The sequence below is a fragment of the Alcaligenes sp. DN25 genome (assembly GCF_023674485.1).
Taxonomy (GTDB): Bacteria; Pseudomonadota; Gammaproteobacteria; order Burkholderiales; family Burkholderiaceae_B; genus Alcaligenes; species Alcaligenes phenolicus.
Genome location: NZ_CP098408.1, coordinates 840632 through 855253 on the forward strand (window position 1 = coordinate 840632; position 14622 = coordinate 855253).

A 14622-nucleotide genomic window follows, 5' to 3' on the forward strand; every position below is an offset into this window, starting at 1 on the left:
GAAAGGAGGTCGTTCGGAGCTGTCGCTGTCATACCGTTGCAGGTATCAGGGCTTGGCTGGCTCCAGATATTCCGAGGCAAAATTGCAGGGCCGATGTCGGCTGTCCAGCTGCTCTTTCAGGATCTTTTCCCAGGCCAGCTTGCAGGCGCCGCCCGAACCGGGAATGCAGAACAGCAAGGTACGGTTGGCCGTTCCTGCCAGCGCATCGGACTGCAGCGCCGAGGAGCCAATGTCCTGATAGGACAAGTAGCGGAATTGTTCTCCAAAGCCGGTAATGACCTGATCCAGCAAGGGGGTGACGGCCGCAATCGTGGATTTCTTGTGGCTGAAGCCGGTGCCGCCATTGCAGATGATGACGTGAATGTCAGGATCCACAATCCATTGGCTCAAGAGCGCACGGATAGCGTAAATATTGTCCTTGCTGATGGCGCGCTGTACGCAATGGTGACCGCTTTCCGTCAAGCTGGCGGCCAGGTAATCACCCGAGCTGTCCTCGTCGGGGCCCCGGCGGTCTGAAATCGTCAGAACAGCCGCGTTCAAACGTGCGGCGGGGCGGTCGGTCTTGGCTTTAGACATGCTTGTCGGTGTCCGCAGAGGTATTCCAGGAGTCCGTTTTCTGGGCGTCGCTGTCGCGCTGCTGTACCCAGAAACGCTTGCCGTCAGCCAGGGTCTCGCGCTTCCAGAAAGGGGCGCGGGTTTTCAGCACGTCCATGATGAATTCGCAGGCGCGAAAAGCGTCGCCACGGTGGGCGCTGGTGACGCCAACATAAACAATTTGTTCGGTCAGGTTCAGTTCGCCCACGCGGTGCACGACCAGCGTATCCAGTATGGGCCAGCGTTGACGGGCCTGGTCGCAAACCGCTTCAATCTCGCGCTCGCACATGCCGGGGTAGTGTTCCAGGAACAGGGATTCGGTGGCGGTGCCATCGGCCTGATCGCGCACATAGCCGGTAAACGTCACCATGGCACCAGCCTTGCCGCCAGCCGTGGCGCGCAGCTCGGCATTCAGGGCGGCAACATCAAAATCTTCAGTCTGGATGCGAATCATCTCAACCTCCGGTGACGGGCTCGAACACAGCCACTTCATCGCCGGGGCGGACAGGGTCGGTAGGCTTGGCGTGAAACTGGTTGACGGCCACATGCAGGCGGCCGGCCATATCGCTTAAATTCGGGTGGCGTTGCAGCAGGGCCTCGGTCCATTGCTGAACGGTGCCTTCCTGGGGCCATTCCCAGTTTTCCTGGCGCTGGCCTGTGCGTTCGGCCACTTGGGCGAAGTACAGGACGCGCAATGTCAAAGGGCTTGTCATGCTATCTCCGTGAAAGGGCTTAGAGCTGGGCAGTCCAGGTTCCGCTTTTGCCGCCGGTTTTCTCCAGCAAACGGGTCTGTTCGATCACAATGCCTTTGTCGGCCGCTTTGCACATATCGTAAATGGTCAGGGCGGCAATGGAGCAGGCCGTCATGGCTTCCATCTCGACGCCGGTGGTGTAGCGGGTGCGGCAGGTGGCCAGCACGGCAATGGTGCCTGCTGCGGCGTCGCTTTCAAAATCAATGCCGACAAAATCCAGGGGCAGGCTGTGGCACATGGGAATCAGTTCGGCACAGCGCTTGGCGGCCAGCACACCGGCCACGCGTGCGGTGTTCAGCACTTCGCCCTTGGCATTGTGCTGAGCCGACAGCAACTGGTAAGCAGCGGGGCTCAAACGCACCACGGCGCGGGCCGTGGCCGAACGGGAGGTGGCGGATTTGTGACTGACATCGACCATCTGAACTTTCCCATCTTCATCCAGATGGGAAAGGTGCAAATCTGTGTTTTCGGTAGTGGTGCTCATGATCGCTCCGGGACCGGGCCTAGTGCGCGGTTCTAATTGTTTATGGTTGCATTATATACACCCGGCGCGGTGGCTCTGGCTAAGGCCCCGGCGGGTTGCGGTCTTCCCGCAAGCGGGCCGGGTCCAGCAGTCGGGCCAGTTCGATCAGGGTGCGAGCCTGCATTTTTTCAAGTGCCCGAGCGCGGTGCACTTCCACGGTGCGCATGGTGATGCTCAGGTCCTGGGCAATCTGCTTGTTCAGCCGTCCCTCCAGGGCCAGGGCCAGCACTTCGCGCTCGCGCTGCGACAGGGTGTCCAGCCGCTCTTCCAGTGCCTGCTCGTTGTCCCGTTCTTCCTGACTGGCCTCGTAGCTGCGCAGCACATCCAGTACCCGGTCCACCAGATCGTTATCGTTAAAGGGCTTTTCGATGAAATCCGCCGCGCCTTGTTTCAGCGCGGTCACGGCCAGGGGCAGGTCGCCGTGGCCGGTCAGGAAAATAACGGGCAGACGGGATTGGCGCTCGCGCAATTGCTCGAACACTTCCAGGCCGGACAGTCCATCCATACGTATGTCGAGCAGGATGCAGCCCTGCGTCTCGGGGCTCAGGGCATTTAGAAAAGCCTCGCCGCTGTCCCAGAGTTCGGTGTTGACCTGACGGGTGGAGAACAGCCAGGACAAGGCATCGCGGATGGCCGGGTCGTCGTCCACGATGTGGACCAAAGGAGCGCGCTTAGTCATGTTCGATCAAGGGTAGGGAAAACAGGAAAGTGGCACCGTGGGGAACCCCGTTTTCAAACCAGAGTTTGCCATGGTGCAACTCCACGATGGAGCGGCAAATATTCAAGCCAATACCCAGGCCTTGGGCTTTGGTGGTGGTAAAGGCCTGGAACACTTCTGCCATGATCGTTGCTGCCACGCCGGGGCCCTGGTCGGCCACCATCACCAGCACGACACCATTGCTGGCCTGCATGGTCACTTCCAGTACCCGGCGTTCTGGCTCCAGGCCCGACATGGCTTCGGCGGCATTGCGCAGCAGGTTGAAAATCAGTTGTTCCAGCAGTACCTTGTCGCCCATTACGGGCAGGTTTTCGGGGTGGGAGGGCACAATCAATTGAATCTGGTGATGGCGCAGACCTGCCTTGGCCATGGCCAAGGCGCCTTGCAAGGCATCGGGCAAATTCAGAGGGCTAAGCTGTGGATCGCGCTTGCGCACAAAGTCGTGAATGCGGTGGATGATTTGCCCTGCGCGGCGGGTTTGTTCCGCCAGGCTTTCCAGACCGCGACGCAGTTGTTTCGGGTCCAGCGGTTCATTTCCCAGCAGGTTCAGGGAACCAGCCGCATAGCTGGCAATGGCCGAGAGCGGCTGGTTCAGCTCGTGGGCCAGTGTGGAGGCCATTTCACCCATGGTAATGAGCTTGGCCGTGTGGTGGAGCTGTTCGGATTGGGAACTGGCCAGGGCTTCGGCCTGCTTGCGCGAGCTGATATCGATGATGGAACTGATCCAGCCCACGTGCCGTTTTTGCGCGTCAATCAGCGGGGATTCAAAGACCTGCACATCAACACGTGAGCCGTCCGGGCGCTGGAACAGGGTGTCAAAAACTTGCACCGAGCGGGAGGATTTCAGTCGATCTCGACGCTCCAGTGTTTCATCCATCATCTCCGGCACCCACCAGGGCATGGGTGGGGCCAGACCAATAATTTCTTCGCTGCTGCGGCCCACCAGTTCGCAAAACGCCGGGTTCACATACAGCACCTTGCCGTCCAGATCGCGGGCGCGCATGCCAGTCACCATGGAGTTTTCGATTGCGCTGCGAAAGGCTTGCTCCTGCATCAGGGCCAGCTCGGCTTCACGGCGCTTGCGGGCGTAGTGATGTTGCATCGCCAGGTTCACCACAGCCAGCAGGGCCAGGCCCGCAATCACGGTCAGTAGCAAGGTGAAGGTGGGGATGTTCTTTTGCGGGTAAGGCGTCATCAGCAAACGCACACCGTGCAAGGGCGGATCTACCGACATGGCGTAACGCAACTGGCTTTCGCCCGGCTCGCCTTTGGAGCGTGTGGCCAGCGTCTGGTCGCTTTGGTCGATCAGGGAGACGTGATATTGCTCGGCAATCCACCAGGGCACGTTTTCCATCAGGATGGTGGCCAGGGAAAAGGTGGCGCGCAAGGTGCCGACAATATCGTTGTCTTCGTAAATGGGAACCACCAGGTCCAGCACGCTTTCCTGGTGTTCATTGGAGTAGTAGGCCGGTAGCCAGGTGGACGTGCGCGGCGTGCTGACGTGGGCTGCAATCCGGGTATCAGCACCGGGCGGGCGCACCAGCAAGGTGGTGCCAAAGCGATCCTGCACGGCCACTTTCAGCAGATCCGGGTGGATGGTCTTGAAGTGCTGTAATTGCGTCAGCGCGGTCTGGGTCGTGACGGGCTGGGACTGGACTTCAATTTCGCTGGCAATGCGGCTTAAATTGTTCTCGTGCGAGCGCAGCTGAAAGGACAGGGATTGCTCCACCCACAAGGCATTGCGTATCAGCTCGTTGGACTGCTCCTCATCCCGTTCCTTATTGACCGCCCAGGCAAACACGCCCATCAGCAGCACAATAATCAGGATGGCCAAAATAGGCACATAGGTGCTGATCGGGTAGGCCGCCAGAGTGCGCGAGGCCGCTTGGCGTATGAATCCGGACGGACGGGCAAGACGCATCATGACAAAAGGTTTCGGATTTCCACAATAGATAATTCGGGGCCGCTTTTTTAAGCTACACGCTTTCAAGCACATCAATCAATAAAACGTGTCGGCTCTTAACCGACCGGAGGCAAACATGAAAAAGACCCTTGTGGCCAGCTTGCTGGCGTCCGTATTCTTGTCCGCGCCTGTTCTGGCTAACCCCATGATCATCAAGTTCAGCCACGTTGTATCGCCAGATACACCCAAGGGCAAGGGCGCCGTGCGCTTTAAGGAACTGGCCGAAAAGTACACCGAGGGCAAGGTGGTTGTCGAGGTCTACCCGAACTCGCAACTGTACAAGGACAAGGAAGAACTGGAAGCCCTGCAACTGGGCGCCGTGCACATGCTGGCTCCGTCGCTGGCCAAGTTTGGCCCTCTGGGCGTACGCGAATTTGAAGTGTTCGACCTGCCTTTCATTTTTCAGAACCGTGAGGACCTGCGTAAGGTGACCGAAGGTCCTGTAGGCCGCATGTTGCTGGACAAGCTGGAGCCCAAGGGCATCAAGGGTCTGTCCTACTGGGATAACGGCTTCAAGGTCATGAGCGCCAACACGCCCCTGAAAAGCGTGGATGATTTCCTGGGTCTGAAGATGCGCATCCAGTCCTCCAAGGTTCTGGAAGCCCAGTTCAAGGCACTGGACGCTGTGCCTCAGGTGATGGCTTTCTCCGAGGTGTACCAGGCTCTGCAAACGGGTGTGGTCGACGGCACCGAGAACCCGCCATCGAACATGTACACCCAGAAAATGCACGAAGTGCAAAAGCACGCCACCGTGTCCAACCACGGTTACCTGGGTTATGCCGTGATCGTGAACAAGAAGTTCTGGGAAGGTCTGCCTGACGATATTCGCCAAGGCATGGAAAAAGCCATGGAAGAAGCCACGGTTTACGCCAACGACATTGCAGAGCAAGAGAACAACGATTCCATGAAGGCCATGGAAGAGTCCGGCAAGACCCAGTTCTACCAACTGAGCGATGCCGAGCGTCAGGAATGGGTCAAGCAGCTGCGTCCCGTGCACAAGGAAATGGCTTCGCGTATCGGCCAGGACGTGATCGACGCCTTCTACAAGGCTACCGAATAAAGCCTGCTTCATCTGATTGTCTTGTACAGGTCTGATTCAGACCTGTTCTTCTTTTCTTCCCGCTACATGCTTGTGTCTGCCCGGCCCCCGGGCGGGCAGACTGTAGTCTGGAGTTACCCATGTTTTTACGATTTCTGGACCGCTTTGAGGAAATGTTCATCTCATTTCTGATGGTGGCGGCCGTAGTGATTATTTTTGTAGCGGTCTGCCAGCGCTACTCGGTCAGCCTGCTGGCGGAGCTGGTGTCCTGGTCGCGGGCTCAGGGTTATGAGTCCATTACCGCCATGGCCCGTTCTACCTATCGAAGCGTGGCCGGCGTCAACTTGCTCTGGGCACAGGAACTGTGCATTTACCTGTTTGTCTGGATGGCCAAATTCGGCGCCGCTTACGGCGTTCGTGTTGGTATCCACGTGGGTGTGGACGTGCTGGTGAACGCTGTGGGCCCACGCTGGCGTCATCTGCTGGTGGTGATTTCCCTGTTCGCCGGTGCCTTGTTCACAGCCATTGTTGCCTGGATTGGTGGCCGCTTTGTCTACGGCATTGCCCAGACAGCCCAGGTGTCGGCTGACCTGGAAGTGCCGGTGTGGATTGTGTATCTGGCGGTGCCTGCGGGCTCCTTGCTGATGTGCTTCCGCTTCCTGCAAGCCTTGATGAACTTTATCCAGACGGGCCATTTGCCTCATCACGAGCCTGCGGCGGATCTGATCGCTGAAACAGAGCGCGGTGTGTCTGAATCCGAAGGAGCGCGCGCATGACCGCCCTGATTATTTTTGCCTTGCTGGCTATCCTGTTGCTGACAGGCATGCCGGTATCGATTGCCCTGGGTCTGACGGTGATGGGGTTCCTGTTCACCATGACCGAAGTTCCTATGGACAGTATTGCGCTCAAGCTGTTCACCGGGATCGAGAAGTTCGAGATCATGGCGATTCCGTTCTTCATCCTGGCCGGTAGCTTCCTCACGCATGGCGGGGTCGCACAACGCATGATTCGCTTTGCCGCTTCCATGGTCGGCCACTTGCCCGGCGGTATGGGTCTGGCTGCGGTGCTGGCTTGCGCCCTGTTTGCGTCTATCAGTGGTTCCTCGCCTGCCACGGTGGCGGCCATTGGTTCAATCATGATTCCGGCCATGGTCAAACAAGGCTACCCCGTGCAATTCGGGACCGGCATTGTGGCGACCTCCGGCGGTCTGGGCATCTTGCTGCCACCCTCGATTGTGATGGTGATGTATGCCGTGGCAACCAGCGGCATGATGGTTGAGGGTCCGGATGGGGTCAAAGTTGGTACGGCTTCTATTGGTCAGCTGTTTATTGCCGGTGTGGTTCCGGGTTTGATCCTGGCGTTTCTCCTGGGTGCCACGACCATGTTCCGCGCCTGGAAACTGGGCTACCCCCGTATGCCGCGTGCTTCCTACAAAGAACGCTGGCGCGCCTTCATGGACTCCATCTGGGGTCTGATGTTGATCGTTATCGTGATGGGCGGGATTTACTCCGGTGTGTTCACGCCTACCGAAGCAGCAGCTATCAGTGCGGTTTACGCCTTTGTGATTGCGGTCTGGGTCTACAAGGATGTGAAGCTGCGCGAGGTCAAACGTATCGTGCTGGAATCGGCAGCCATGAGTGCCATGCTGCTGTACATCATCACCAACGCGGTCATGTTCGCCTTCATTCTGACTTCCGAGCAGATTCCACAGGCCATTGCGGAATGGATTGTGTCGCAAGGCATGGGCCTGATCGCCTTCCTGCTGTTCGTGAACGTCCTGTTGCTGGTGATCGGTATGGTGATGGAGCCCTCGGGACTGATTCTGATCATGGCTCCCATCCTGTTTCCTGTCGCCATGAAGCTGGGCATGGACCCGGTTCACTTTGGCATCATGCTGGTGGTGAACATGGAGATTGGGCTGGCGACACCACCAGTGGGCTTGAACCTGTATGTGGCGTCCAGCATATCGAAGTTGGGCCTGACCGAAGTTACCAAGTCCACATTGCCTTGGTTGCTGACTGGTTTGGCCTTCCTGTTGATGATTACCTTCGTACCTGAAATTACGCTTTGGCTGCCCCGCATGATGGGATGGCTGTAGTAGTCCTGATCGCTATCCGCGAGCAGGGCAAGGTGAGCCCCTGATGTGGCAGTACGGCTTGATGCAAGCTGCGCAAGACGTGAATCACCTTGAAGGCCGGGCAAAAAGCCCGGCCTTTTTTTTGTCGCTGGGCCGTCCCAAGGCAAACACTCCCCCTCGGGGGGCGGCAAGCAAAAGGCGTAGCGTGGGGGCTTTTTTTGTGTCCAGACCCCGCGCGGTTTTGTAGCCCTGTGAAACGTACTGATAAGTGTTATTTGCTAAGACAGGCCAGTCTATTAGTATCATAGGTAGTTCGGGCCGCCATACTGGCGGTATTTATTCATACGGAGACCTTATGTCCATTTCAGTCGGTGCGCGCGTTCCAGACGCGACCCTTAGCGAGTACATTGAAACCGCCACAGAAAGCTGCCCTATGGGCCCCAACAACTTTCAGGTGGCTGATCTGGTTAAAGGCAAGAAAATTGCCGTGTTCGCCGTTCCTGGCGCTTTCACCCCCACCTGCTCCGAGCAGCACTTGCCTGGCTTTATTGCCAAGGCAGACGAGTTCAAGGCTGCCGGCGTAGACGAGATCTGGTGCGTGGCAGTGAACGATCCTTTCGTAATGGGCGCTTGGGGCAAGTCCCTGAACGTCAATGGCAAAGTACGTCTGCTGGCCGATGGCAGTGCTGTCTGGACCAAAGCATTGGGTCTGGAATTTGACCTGACGTCCAAAGGCCTGGGTGTGCGCTCCAAGCGTTTCTCTGCCTTGCTGGAAGACGGTGTTGTCAAACAATTGAACATTGATAACGACGGCGGCCTGCACACATCGGATGCAGACACCCTGTTGAAACAGGTAAAGTCGTAAGTATCTGATCCCCCGCCAGTCCGGCGTGGCGAGGGATAGAAGGATTACAAGGCGCTGGCGGCAAGCTGGCGCTTTTTTTTACCGTGCTCCTGTCGCAAAACCCAGGCCGGAATCTGGATGGTAGCGAGAGTTGGGGGCCGGTGCCGCGGTTTTTTTAGGATGTCTGGATGCTGTCATCGGTGGGTGCGTTTTCGTCCCTGTACTTTGCGACCCTGATGCTCTTGCTCAGCTCGGGCCTGTTCAATACCTTCATGGGGGTGCGCCTGACGGCCATCTCGGTGTCAGAGGTATGGATTGGCGGGCTGATTGCGGTGTATTACCTGGGCCTGGTATTTGGTGCTCGTATGGGTCACCGCCTGATCATGGGCGTGGGTCATATTCGGGCGTACGCCGCCAGTGCTGCTATTGTCACCATCTGTGTGCTGGTTCAGATTCTGGTTGATTCCATGTACGTCTGGCTGCTGCTGCGCTTTTTGGCGGGTGCGGCTATGGTGGTGCAGTTCATGGGGATTGAAAGCTGGCTGAACGAGCAAAGCGACAATAGTCAACGCGGCACCATTTTTGCCTTTTACATGGTGTTCTCCAGCCTGGGCACCGTGCTGGGGCAGTTGTCGCTGACTCTGTTTCCGCATCTGAATTACGAGCCGCTGGTATTTGTGGCGATCTGTTCGGCCTTCAGTCTGGTGCCGGTGGCGATTACCCGTCGCAGTCACCCACCCTTGCAAGTACCCGCGCCCATTAACGCACGCTATTACCTGGACCGCGTGCCCTTGTCCATGATGGTGCTGCTGGTCGCCGGTATGTTGACCGGGGCCTTTTATGGTCTGGCGCCCGTGTATGCGGTGCGCGTTCATCTAAGCAATGAGCAGGCTGCCTTGTTTGTCGCCGTGTCTGTGGCCGCCGGTGTGCTGGCCCAATGGCCGGTGGGTTGGCTGGCGGACCGCATGAATCGCGTCAAACTGATCCGCATTAACGCGATCTGTTTGCTGGCCTTGGCCATTCCTTTGTGGGGCTGGTTTGAGGCCCCGTTCTGGTTTCTGCTGATTTTTTCGGCGTTGTTCGGGATTCTGCAATTTACGCTGTACCCCTTGGGCGCGGCTTTCGCCAATGACAACGTGGATCCGGAGCGGCGAGTTGGCTTGAGCGCCATTTTGTATATGGTCTATGGCTTGGGGGCCTGTCTGGGGCCGCTGCTTGCCGGCGGCCTGATGTCTTATATTGGCAGCAATCTGTACTACATCTTCGTGGCAGCCTGTGGCTTGGCTTTGGTTCTGCTGGTCCGCCCGCAAAAGGTACTGGGCGATCACTTGAGCCAGGATGCGCCTACTACCTTTGTGCCTATGCCAGACAGCTTGCAAAGCTCGGCTGCGGCGGTGGCACTGGACCCACGGGTAGATATCAGCTCTGACGTGTCGCACGACCCTGTGTTCGAGGATCTGCCGCCTGTTGAAGAGCGGGTGCCCGCAACGACGGAAAGCACGGCTGCGGAGCGCAAGGCGGAAGATGAGGCTGCAGAGGCGACACTTGCCGAGGACGACAAACGGGCTGATCCTGTTGTTGGAAGCTCGGGAAGCTCGGGAAGCTCGGGAAGCTCTGTGAATTCTGAAGGCTTGGATGCTTTTGGGAGCGCGGCAGATGTGGAAAGCTCGAGCGCTGAGAAAGACGCAGAGAAAGCACGTAAACCCTCAGATCCAGCCCCTTAGGTCGCCGCCAGAATCGAGCATGTTCTCATAGCGGTTTACGAGCATGATTCACTCATAAAAAAACCCAGGCCAAGCCTGGGTTTTTTATTTCTGCCCGGATCTTAAGTCTGGAACTCAGGCCCGTTGAATTCGGCCTCAACCTCAATCTTGCCAGCCAGAATATCCTGCTGCAGCGCTGCAATACGCTGGCGCACGGCATCCGGTGTGTCCGGGGCCATGATCAGGCGCACCGCATCCGGTTGCTGCAGGCCAACCTTGAAGATCTTGCCGGACTCGAACTTGTTTTCGCTCAGATCCTTGCAAGTTTCAAATACGCCAATGCCTACATCGGCCCAGGCGGAACCGACGAATACGTCGGGCTCACGGGCGACCCAGTCGATCACATTACCAATTTCTTTGATGCCCAGTTCACGGCAGGCCTGCGTTGTGCCGCTACGGCCTTTGTTCAGCATGGTGTAGATGATGTCTGCACCAGCTTTGGCCTGTGCCTGGGTGACCCGCGCGGCCAGCTCAATATCATCCTGGTTGCCGGAGAAGTTTGTCAGCAGCTTCACATCCGGATTGGCATGCTTGACGCCAGCGGCATAGGAAGCGCGGGCGCGCAAACCAGGGGGCACGCGTATGCCGGACTGGTGGGCCACCACGCCGGTCTTGGTCATCAGGGCGGCATAGGCACCGGCCAGCCAGGCTGACTCTTCCTGACGCACGTCATAGCTGCTCAGATTGCTGGCAGTGACGGCACCTTGCGTGATCACAAAGCGGGTATCCGGAAACTCCTTGGCAACGGCCAGGGCAGCATCGGTGTTCTGACCGCCGTGGGCGATCAGCAAGGCCGGTTTGTATTGTGTTGCCAGTTCGCGCAGAGCGGCAATTTGCGCCTGGGTTTCGTTAGCCACCTGATCTTTGTAGTGGCCGGTAATAGGCAACTGGTCCATGGCCTTCTTGAAGCCCTGATAACCAGCTTGCATGAAGCCGTTGTCATCAATGTGGCCGCAGAACAGGGCGGCAACGACGGGTTCGTTGGCCGCCAGCACACTGCGGCCAAGCCAAGGGGCAGCCAGTGCGCCGGCTCCAGCGGAAGCGGCGGCCAGCAGTAACTGTCGACGGGTAAATCCGGTCATGTTCATGTCTCCTGTGTAGTCTCCGACGTGGGCGTCGGTAAAAATCGTTTTTTTCTAATCTACAGGAGATGAAAAGCCGCGGTTCCTGAAGTTTTAAATGTCAAATATAAGAATTCTCGTATAGTGCGTTTACGCGGGCATGTATGAGACATGCCCGATATTGTTCACCGCGGAATCAGGGCCACGATAGCGCCAATGGCCAGGGCAACCCCCACCATATTGAGCGCGCTGAGCTTTTCCTTGAAGAAGCCCGCGCCGATGACGGCACCCATGGCAATCACGCCAATATTCATGGCCGAGAACACCAGAGTGGGGTTCTCCGGGAAGATCTGGTGGGCGCGGATATAAAAGAAAATATTCCCGAAGTTCAGCAGGCCCAGCACCAGACCGGCTAAAAGGCTGCCTTTATGCCAGCTGGTGCGCTTGGCCAGCAGCCAGCACAGCATCAGCACACCGGCCAGCGAGAAGGACACCACCAGACTGCTGGAGAAAGCTGCACCGGCTCTGGAGAGCTGCTTGAACATGATGTCGATCACGCCATAGCCTAGCCACACAGCCAGCAGCATCAGGGCAGGATGCCCGCAGCCTGCTTCCTGGCTACTGGCCTGCCGCGGACGTATCAGCAGGCACAGCAAGGCAATCAGGGCCAGGGCGATGCCCAACAGTTTCTGACCAGCCAGTTGCTCGCCAAACAAGAGAAAGGCCGCCAACAAGGGAATGAACAGGGACAGGCGCTGGGCAGCATCGCTCAGCACAATCCCGGCTTGCCGCACTGCCGCCGCCATGAACAGAAAGACGCTGGGCAAGAGCACACCCAAGGCAATCAGAATCCACCAGGGGGTAGCAGGATTCAGCAGGCTGCTGGGATGCGGTTGCAGCAATACCAGACTCAAGGTGACTGCCACGCCGTAGTTAACCATGATGGCCTGGGCGACATCGATCTGCCGCTGGCGAGCGACTTTCAGCAGAATGGAAACGGCAACACTGCACAGAATGCTGGCGATCAGAGTGAGCATGTTAGAGGGCCTCGACCATAGCGCGTGGACGGGTTTGTTCCAATGACAAAGGGGGTTCGGACAGCGTGGTTTTGGCCGCTTCCAGTTGCAGGCGGGCAAACAGATCCTGGTCCGCCACAAACTGCGGGTTGCCGGTAGTCAGCAATTGCTCGCCATAGAAAATGGAGTTGGCACCGGCCATAAAGCACAGGGCCTGGGTGCTGTCATCCATGGTTTCTCGTCCCGCCGACAGGCGTACGGCGCTGGTGGGCATCAGGATACGTGCAATGGCAATTGTGCGTACAAACTCGAAGGGGTCCAGATCATCGACCTGATCCAGCGGCGTGCCCGGTACTTTCACCAATTGGTTGATAGGCACGGACTCTGGGTAAGGGCGCATATTGGCCAGCTGAGCCAGCAGACCAGCACGCTCGCGACGGCTTTCACCCATGCCGATAATCCCGCCGCAGCAACTGTTCAAACCGGCTGCGCGTACGCGTTCCAGCGTGTCCAGGCGGTCCTGGTACGTGCGCGTGCTGATGATCTGGCCATAGAACTCGGGGGAGGTGTCCAGATTGTGGTTGTAGTAGTCCAGCCCGGCATCTTTCAGGCGCTGCGCCTGACCGTCTTTGAGCATGCCCAAGGTGACACAAGTTTCCAGCCCCATCGCTTTGACGGCGCTGACCATCTCAACTACCTGGTCCAACTGTTTTTCGGTAGGAGAGCGCCAGGCGGCACCCATGCAAAAACGCTGAGCACCCTGTGCCTGGGCGGCGCGGGCCGCTTCCAATACCTGTTCCAGGGGCATCAAGGGTTCAGGTTCCAGCTCGGTCTGGTATTTGGACGATTGCGGGCAGTAGGAGCAATCTTCGGGACAGGCGCCTGTCTTGATGGAGAGCAGGCTGGAGAGCTGGATTTGATTGGCCGGGTGGTGCTGTCTATGTACGGTCTGCGCCTGGAACACGAGGTCCATAAAGGGCAGCTCGTAAAGCTCCATGATGCGACGAATCGTCCAGGGTGCGGGGGTATTTACAGACATGGCAGGCTACCTTATTCAGTGACGCAGCTATGCTAGGTTTTCTGCCTGTGAAAGACGACTCCTGGGGCTGGCAGGCTCCGGAGGCTTTTCTCGCTATGGGGCCTATTTCAGTAATTTTTAGAGGAAATTGTCGCTAACTTCGCTTAATTTCAATTATTGTGAGGGATACAAACTATTTCAAAGGCAGTGTTTGCAAAATGTTTCAGCGGCTGATTCAGTGCCTGATTACCGTGGTTTCCACCTTTTTATCCGGGGTAAACTGGCAGGCGATTTTGCAAAAGGATAAACATGCACGTGTTCGAGCGCCGCATCACCGTGGAATGGGGTGATTGCGATGAGGCCGGGATTGTTTTCTATCCCAATTATTTTTATTGGTTTGACTGCACGTATCAGGCGTGGCTGCGGCAAGCAGGCTTGAGTCAGCGTATCTTGCGCCAGGAATATGATGCGGTAACGCCCTTGGTGGATGTCGGTGCCAACTTCCGCGCACCCGTTACCTATGATCGCGAGATTCGCGTTTGCGTGCAGGTGGCTCAATGGCTGGAGCGGCGCTTCAAGCTTGAATATCAAGTCTTCAATATGGACGGTGTGCTGGTAGCAACCGGCCACGAGTGGCGCGCCTGGGCGCAGGTCTTGCCGGAAGGGCGGCTGAAAGGTGCCGCCATTGCTGAAGACTTTCGTCAGCGCTTAGAAGGGAACGGGGCTGTTTGAAGCGGCCTGATCAGACACCGGCAGGCGCTGCTGCACTTGATGCAGCTGCGGCTTGCCATTGAGCGGTATATAGACAAAAGCCAATTGCTTGAACAGGCGTGCTTGCCAGCGTGCCTGTTGCAGGCTGATGTCCAGCACCAGCAGGCTGGGTTCATCCGGCCATTTGCCCTTGGGGTCCAGATTCACGGCGGGCCACCAGCGCAGATCCAGTTTCTGCAAATCGCGCAGCAAGCTTTCCTGAACCGCATCGTTAAAGGCACGGCTGCAAATTTGCGCGCCTGGATTGCAGGCGGTCAAAATTGCCGCCCCACGGCTGTTTTCTTGTTCCAGTAATTGATTCAGAGGGCGGTTGAGCTGGCCGATGCGCACGTCCATATCGCCCTTTGGGCTGTGTATACGGTAGATCGCCTTCTCGAAAGCGTGAGACAGGGCGGCGGGCAGGTCTTTCTGTGTAGACATAAGCTATCTTGCGTCGTTCTGTTCTCCGGACCCACAAGACTGGCAGTGGGATGCATGGTTTGT

Annotated in this window: 16 protein-coding genes; 6 read left to right on the top strand and 10 right to left on the bottom strand. The window is 57.6% G+C overall.

What is annotated here, in order from left to right:
• Positions 1–45: 45 nt before the first annotated feature.
• From moaB to NBV64_RS03915, 6 genes are all read right to left on the bottom strand, one after another.
• A complete protein-coding gene (gene moaB, locus NBV64_RS03890; protein WP_250756725.1) occupies positions 46–576 on the bottom strand; it encodes a molybdenum cofactor biosynthesis protein B in 531 nt (176 codons plus the stop codon).
• Positions 569–1048: a molybdenum cofactor biosynthesis protein MoaE gene (locus tag NBV64_RS03895; RefSeq protein WP_250756726.1), complete on the bottom strand. Its 480-nt coding sequence runs from the start codon at positions 1046–1048 to the stop codon at positions 569–571. The genes moaB and NBV64_RS03895 overlap by 8 nt, the downstream gene beginning before the upstream one ends.
• A gap of 1 nt (position 1049) precedes the next feature.
• Positions 1050–1307, bottom strand: a complete 258-nt coding sequence (gene moaD / locus NBV64_RS03900) for a molybdopterin converting factor subunit 1 (protein ID WP_009463873.1) — start codon at positions 1305–1307, stop codon at positions 1050–1052.
• Between the two features lie 19 nt (positions 1308–1326).
• On the bottom strand, positions 1327–1830 hold the full coding sequence (gene moaC / locus NBV64_RS03905; protein WP_009463872.1) for a cyclic pyranopterin monophosphate synthase MoaC: 504 nt from the start codon (positions 1828–1830) through the stop codon (positions 1327–1329).
• 79 nt (positions 1831–1909) lie between these two features.
• On the bottom strand, positions 1910–2548 hold the full coding sequence (locus NBV64_RS03910; RefSeq protein WP_250756727.1) for a response regulator transcription factor: 639 nt from the start codon (positions 2546–2548) through the stop codon (positions 1910–1912).
• The gene (locus tag NBV64_RS03915; RefSeq protein WP_052159349.1) at positions 2541–4511 is read right to left on the bottom strand and encodes a PAS domain S-box protein; all 1971 of its coding nucleotides are present in this window, start codon (positions 4509–4511) and stop codon (positions 2541–2543) included. The genes NBV64_RS03910 and NBV64_RS03915 overlap by 8 nt, the downstream gene beginning before the upstream one ends.
• Positions 4512–4626: 115 nt before the next feature.
• Here NBV64_RS03915 and NBV64_RS03920 point away from each other — a divergent pair, with 115 nt between their 5' ends.
• The 5 genes from NBV64_RS03920 (at position 4627) to NBV64_RS03940 (ending at position 10234) form a co-directional block, all read left to right on the top strand.
• Positions 4627–5610: a TRAP transporter substrate-binding protein gene (locus NBV64_RS03920; RefSeq protein WP_026485094.1), complete on the top strand. Its 984-nt coding sequence runs from the start codon at positions 4627–4629 to the stop codon at positions 5608–5610.
• A 119-nt stretch (positions 5611–5729) separates the two neighbouring features.
• Positions 5730–6365, top strand: coding sequence for a TRAP transporter small permease (locus NBV64_RS03925; RefSeq protein ID WP_250756728.1), 636 nt, complete (start codon positions 5730–5732; stop codon positions 6363–6365).
• Positions 6362–7687 carry a TRAP transporter large permease gene (locus tag NBV64_RS03930; RefSeq protein ID WP_022983420.1) on the top strand — a complete coding sequence of 442 codons (1326 nt, stop codon included), beginning with the start codon at positions 6362–6364 and terminating at the stop codon, positions 7685–7687. The genes NBV64_RS03925 and NBV64_RS03930 overlap by 4 nt, the downstream gene beginning before the upstream one ends.
• Positions 7688–8021: 334 nt before the next feature.
• Positions 8022–8531, top strand: coding sequence for a peroxiredoxin (locus NBV64_RS03935; RefSeq protein ID WP_009463866.1), 510 nt, complete (start codon positions 8022–8024; stop codon positions 8529–8531).
• Positions 8532–8698: 167 nt separating this feature from the next.
• Positions 8699–10234 carry an MFS transporter gene (locus tag NBV64_RS03940; RefSeq protein WP_250756729.1) on the top strand — a complete coding sequence of 512 codons (1536 nt, stop codon included), beginning with the start codon at positions 8699–8701 and terminating at the stop codon, positions 10232–10234.
• Positions 10235–10335: 101 nt separating this feature from the next.
• Here NBV64_RS03940 and NBV64_RS03945 read toward each other — a convergent pair whose 3' ends face one another.
• The 3 genes from NBV64_RS03945 to bioB form a co-directional block, all read right to left on the bottom strand.
• The gene (locus NBV64_RS03945) at positions 10336–11355 is read right to left on the bottom strand and encodes a BMP family protein (protein ID WP_250756730.1); all 1020 of its coding nucleotides are present in this window, start codon (positions 11353–11355) and stop codon (positions 10336–10338) included.
• Between the two features lie 164 nt (positions 11356–11519).
• Positions 11520–12371, bottom strand: coding sequence for an EamA family transporter (locus NBV64_RS03950; RefSeq protein ID WP_022983422.1), 852 nt, complete (start codon positions 12369–12371; stop codon positions 11520–11522).
• A 1-nt stretch (position 12372) separates the two neighbouring features.
• Positions 12373–13389, bottom strand: coding sequence for a biotin synthase BioB (bioB, locus tag NBV64_RS03955; protein ID WP_083054143.1), 1017 nt, complete (start codon positions 13387–13389; stop codon positions 12373–12375).
• 288 nt (positions 13390–13677) lie between these two features.
• Between bioB and NBV64_RS03960 the strand changes: the two genes are divergently transcribed.
• The gene (locus NBV64_RS03960) at positions 13678–14100 is read left to right on the top strand and encodes an acyl-CoA thioesterase (protein ID WP_009463861.1); all 423 of its coding nucleotides are present in this window, start codon (positions 13678–13680) and stop codon (positions 14098–14100) included.
• Here the strand turns inward: NBV64_RS03960 and NBV64_RS03965 are convergent.
• On the bottom strand, positions 14077–14559 hold the full coding sequence (locus tag NBV64_RS03965; protein ID WP_009463860.1) for a DUF3293 domain-containing protein: 483 nt from the start codon (positions 14557–14559) through the stop codon (positions 14077–14079). The genes NBV64_RS03960 and NBV64_RS03965 overlap by 24 nt on opposite strands.
• Positions 14560–14622: the final 63 nt, after the last annotated feature.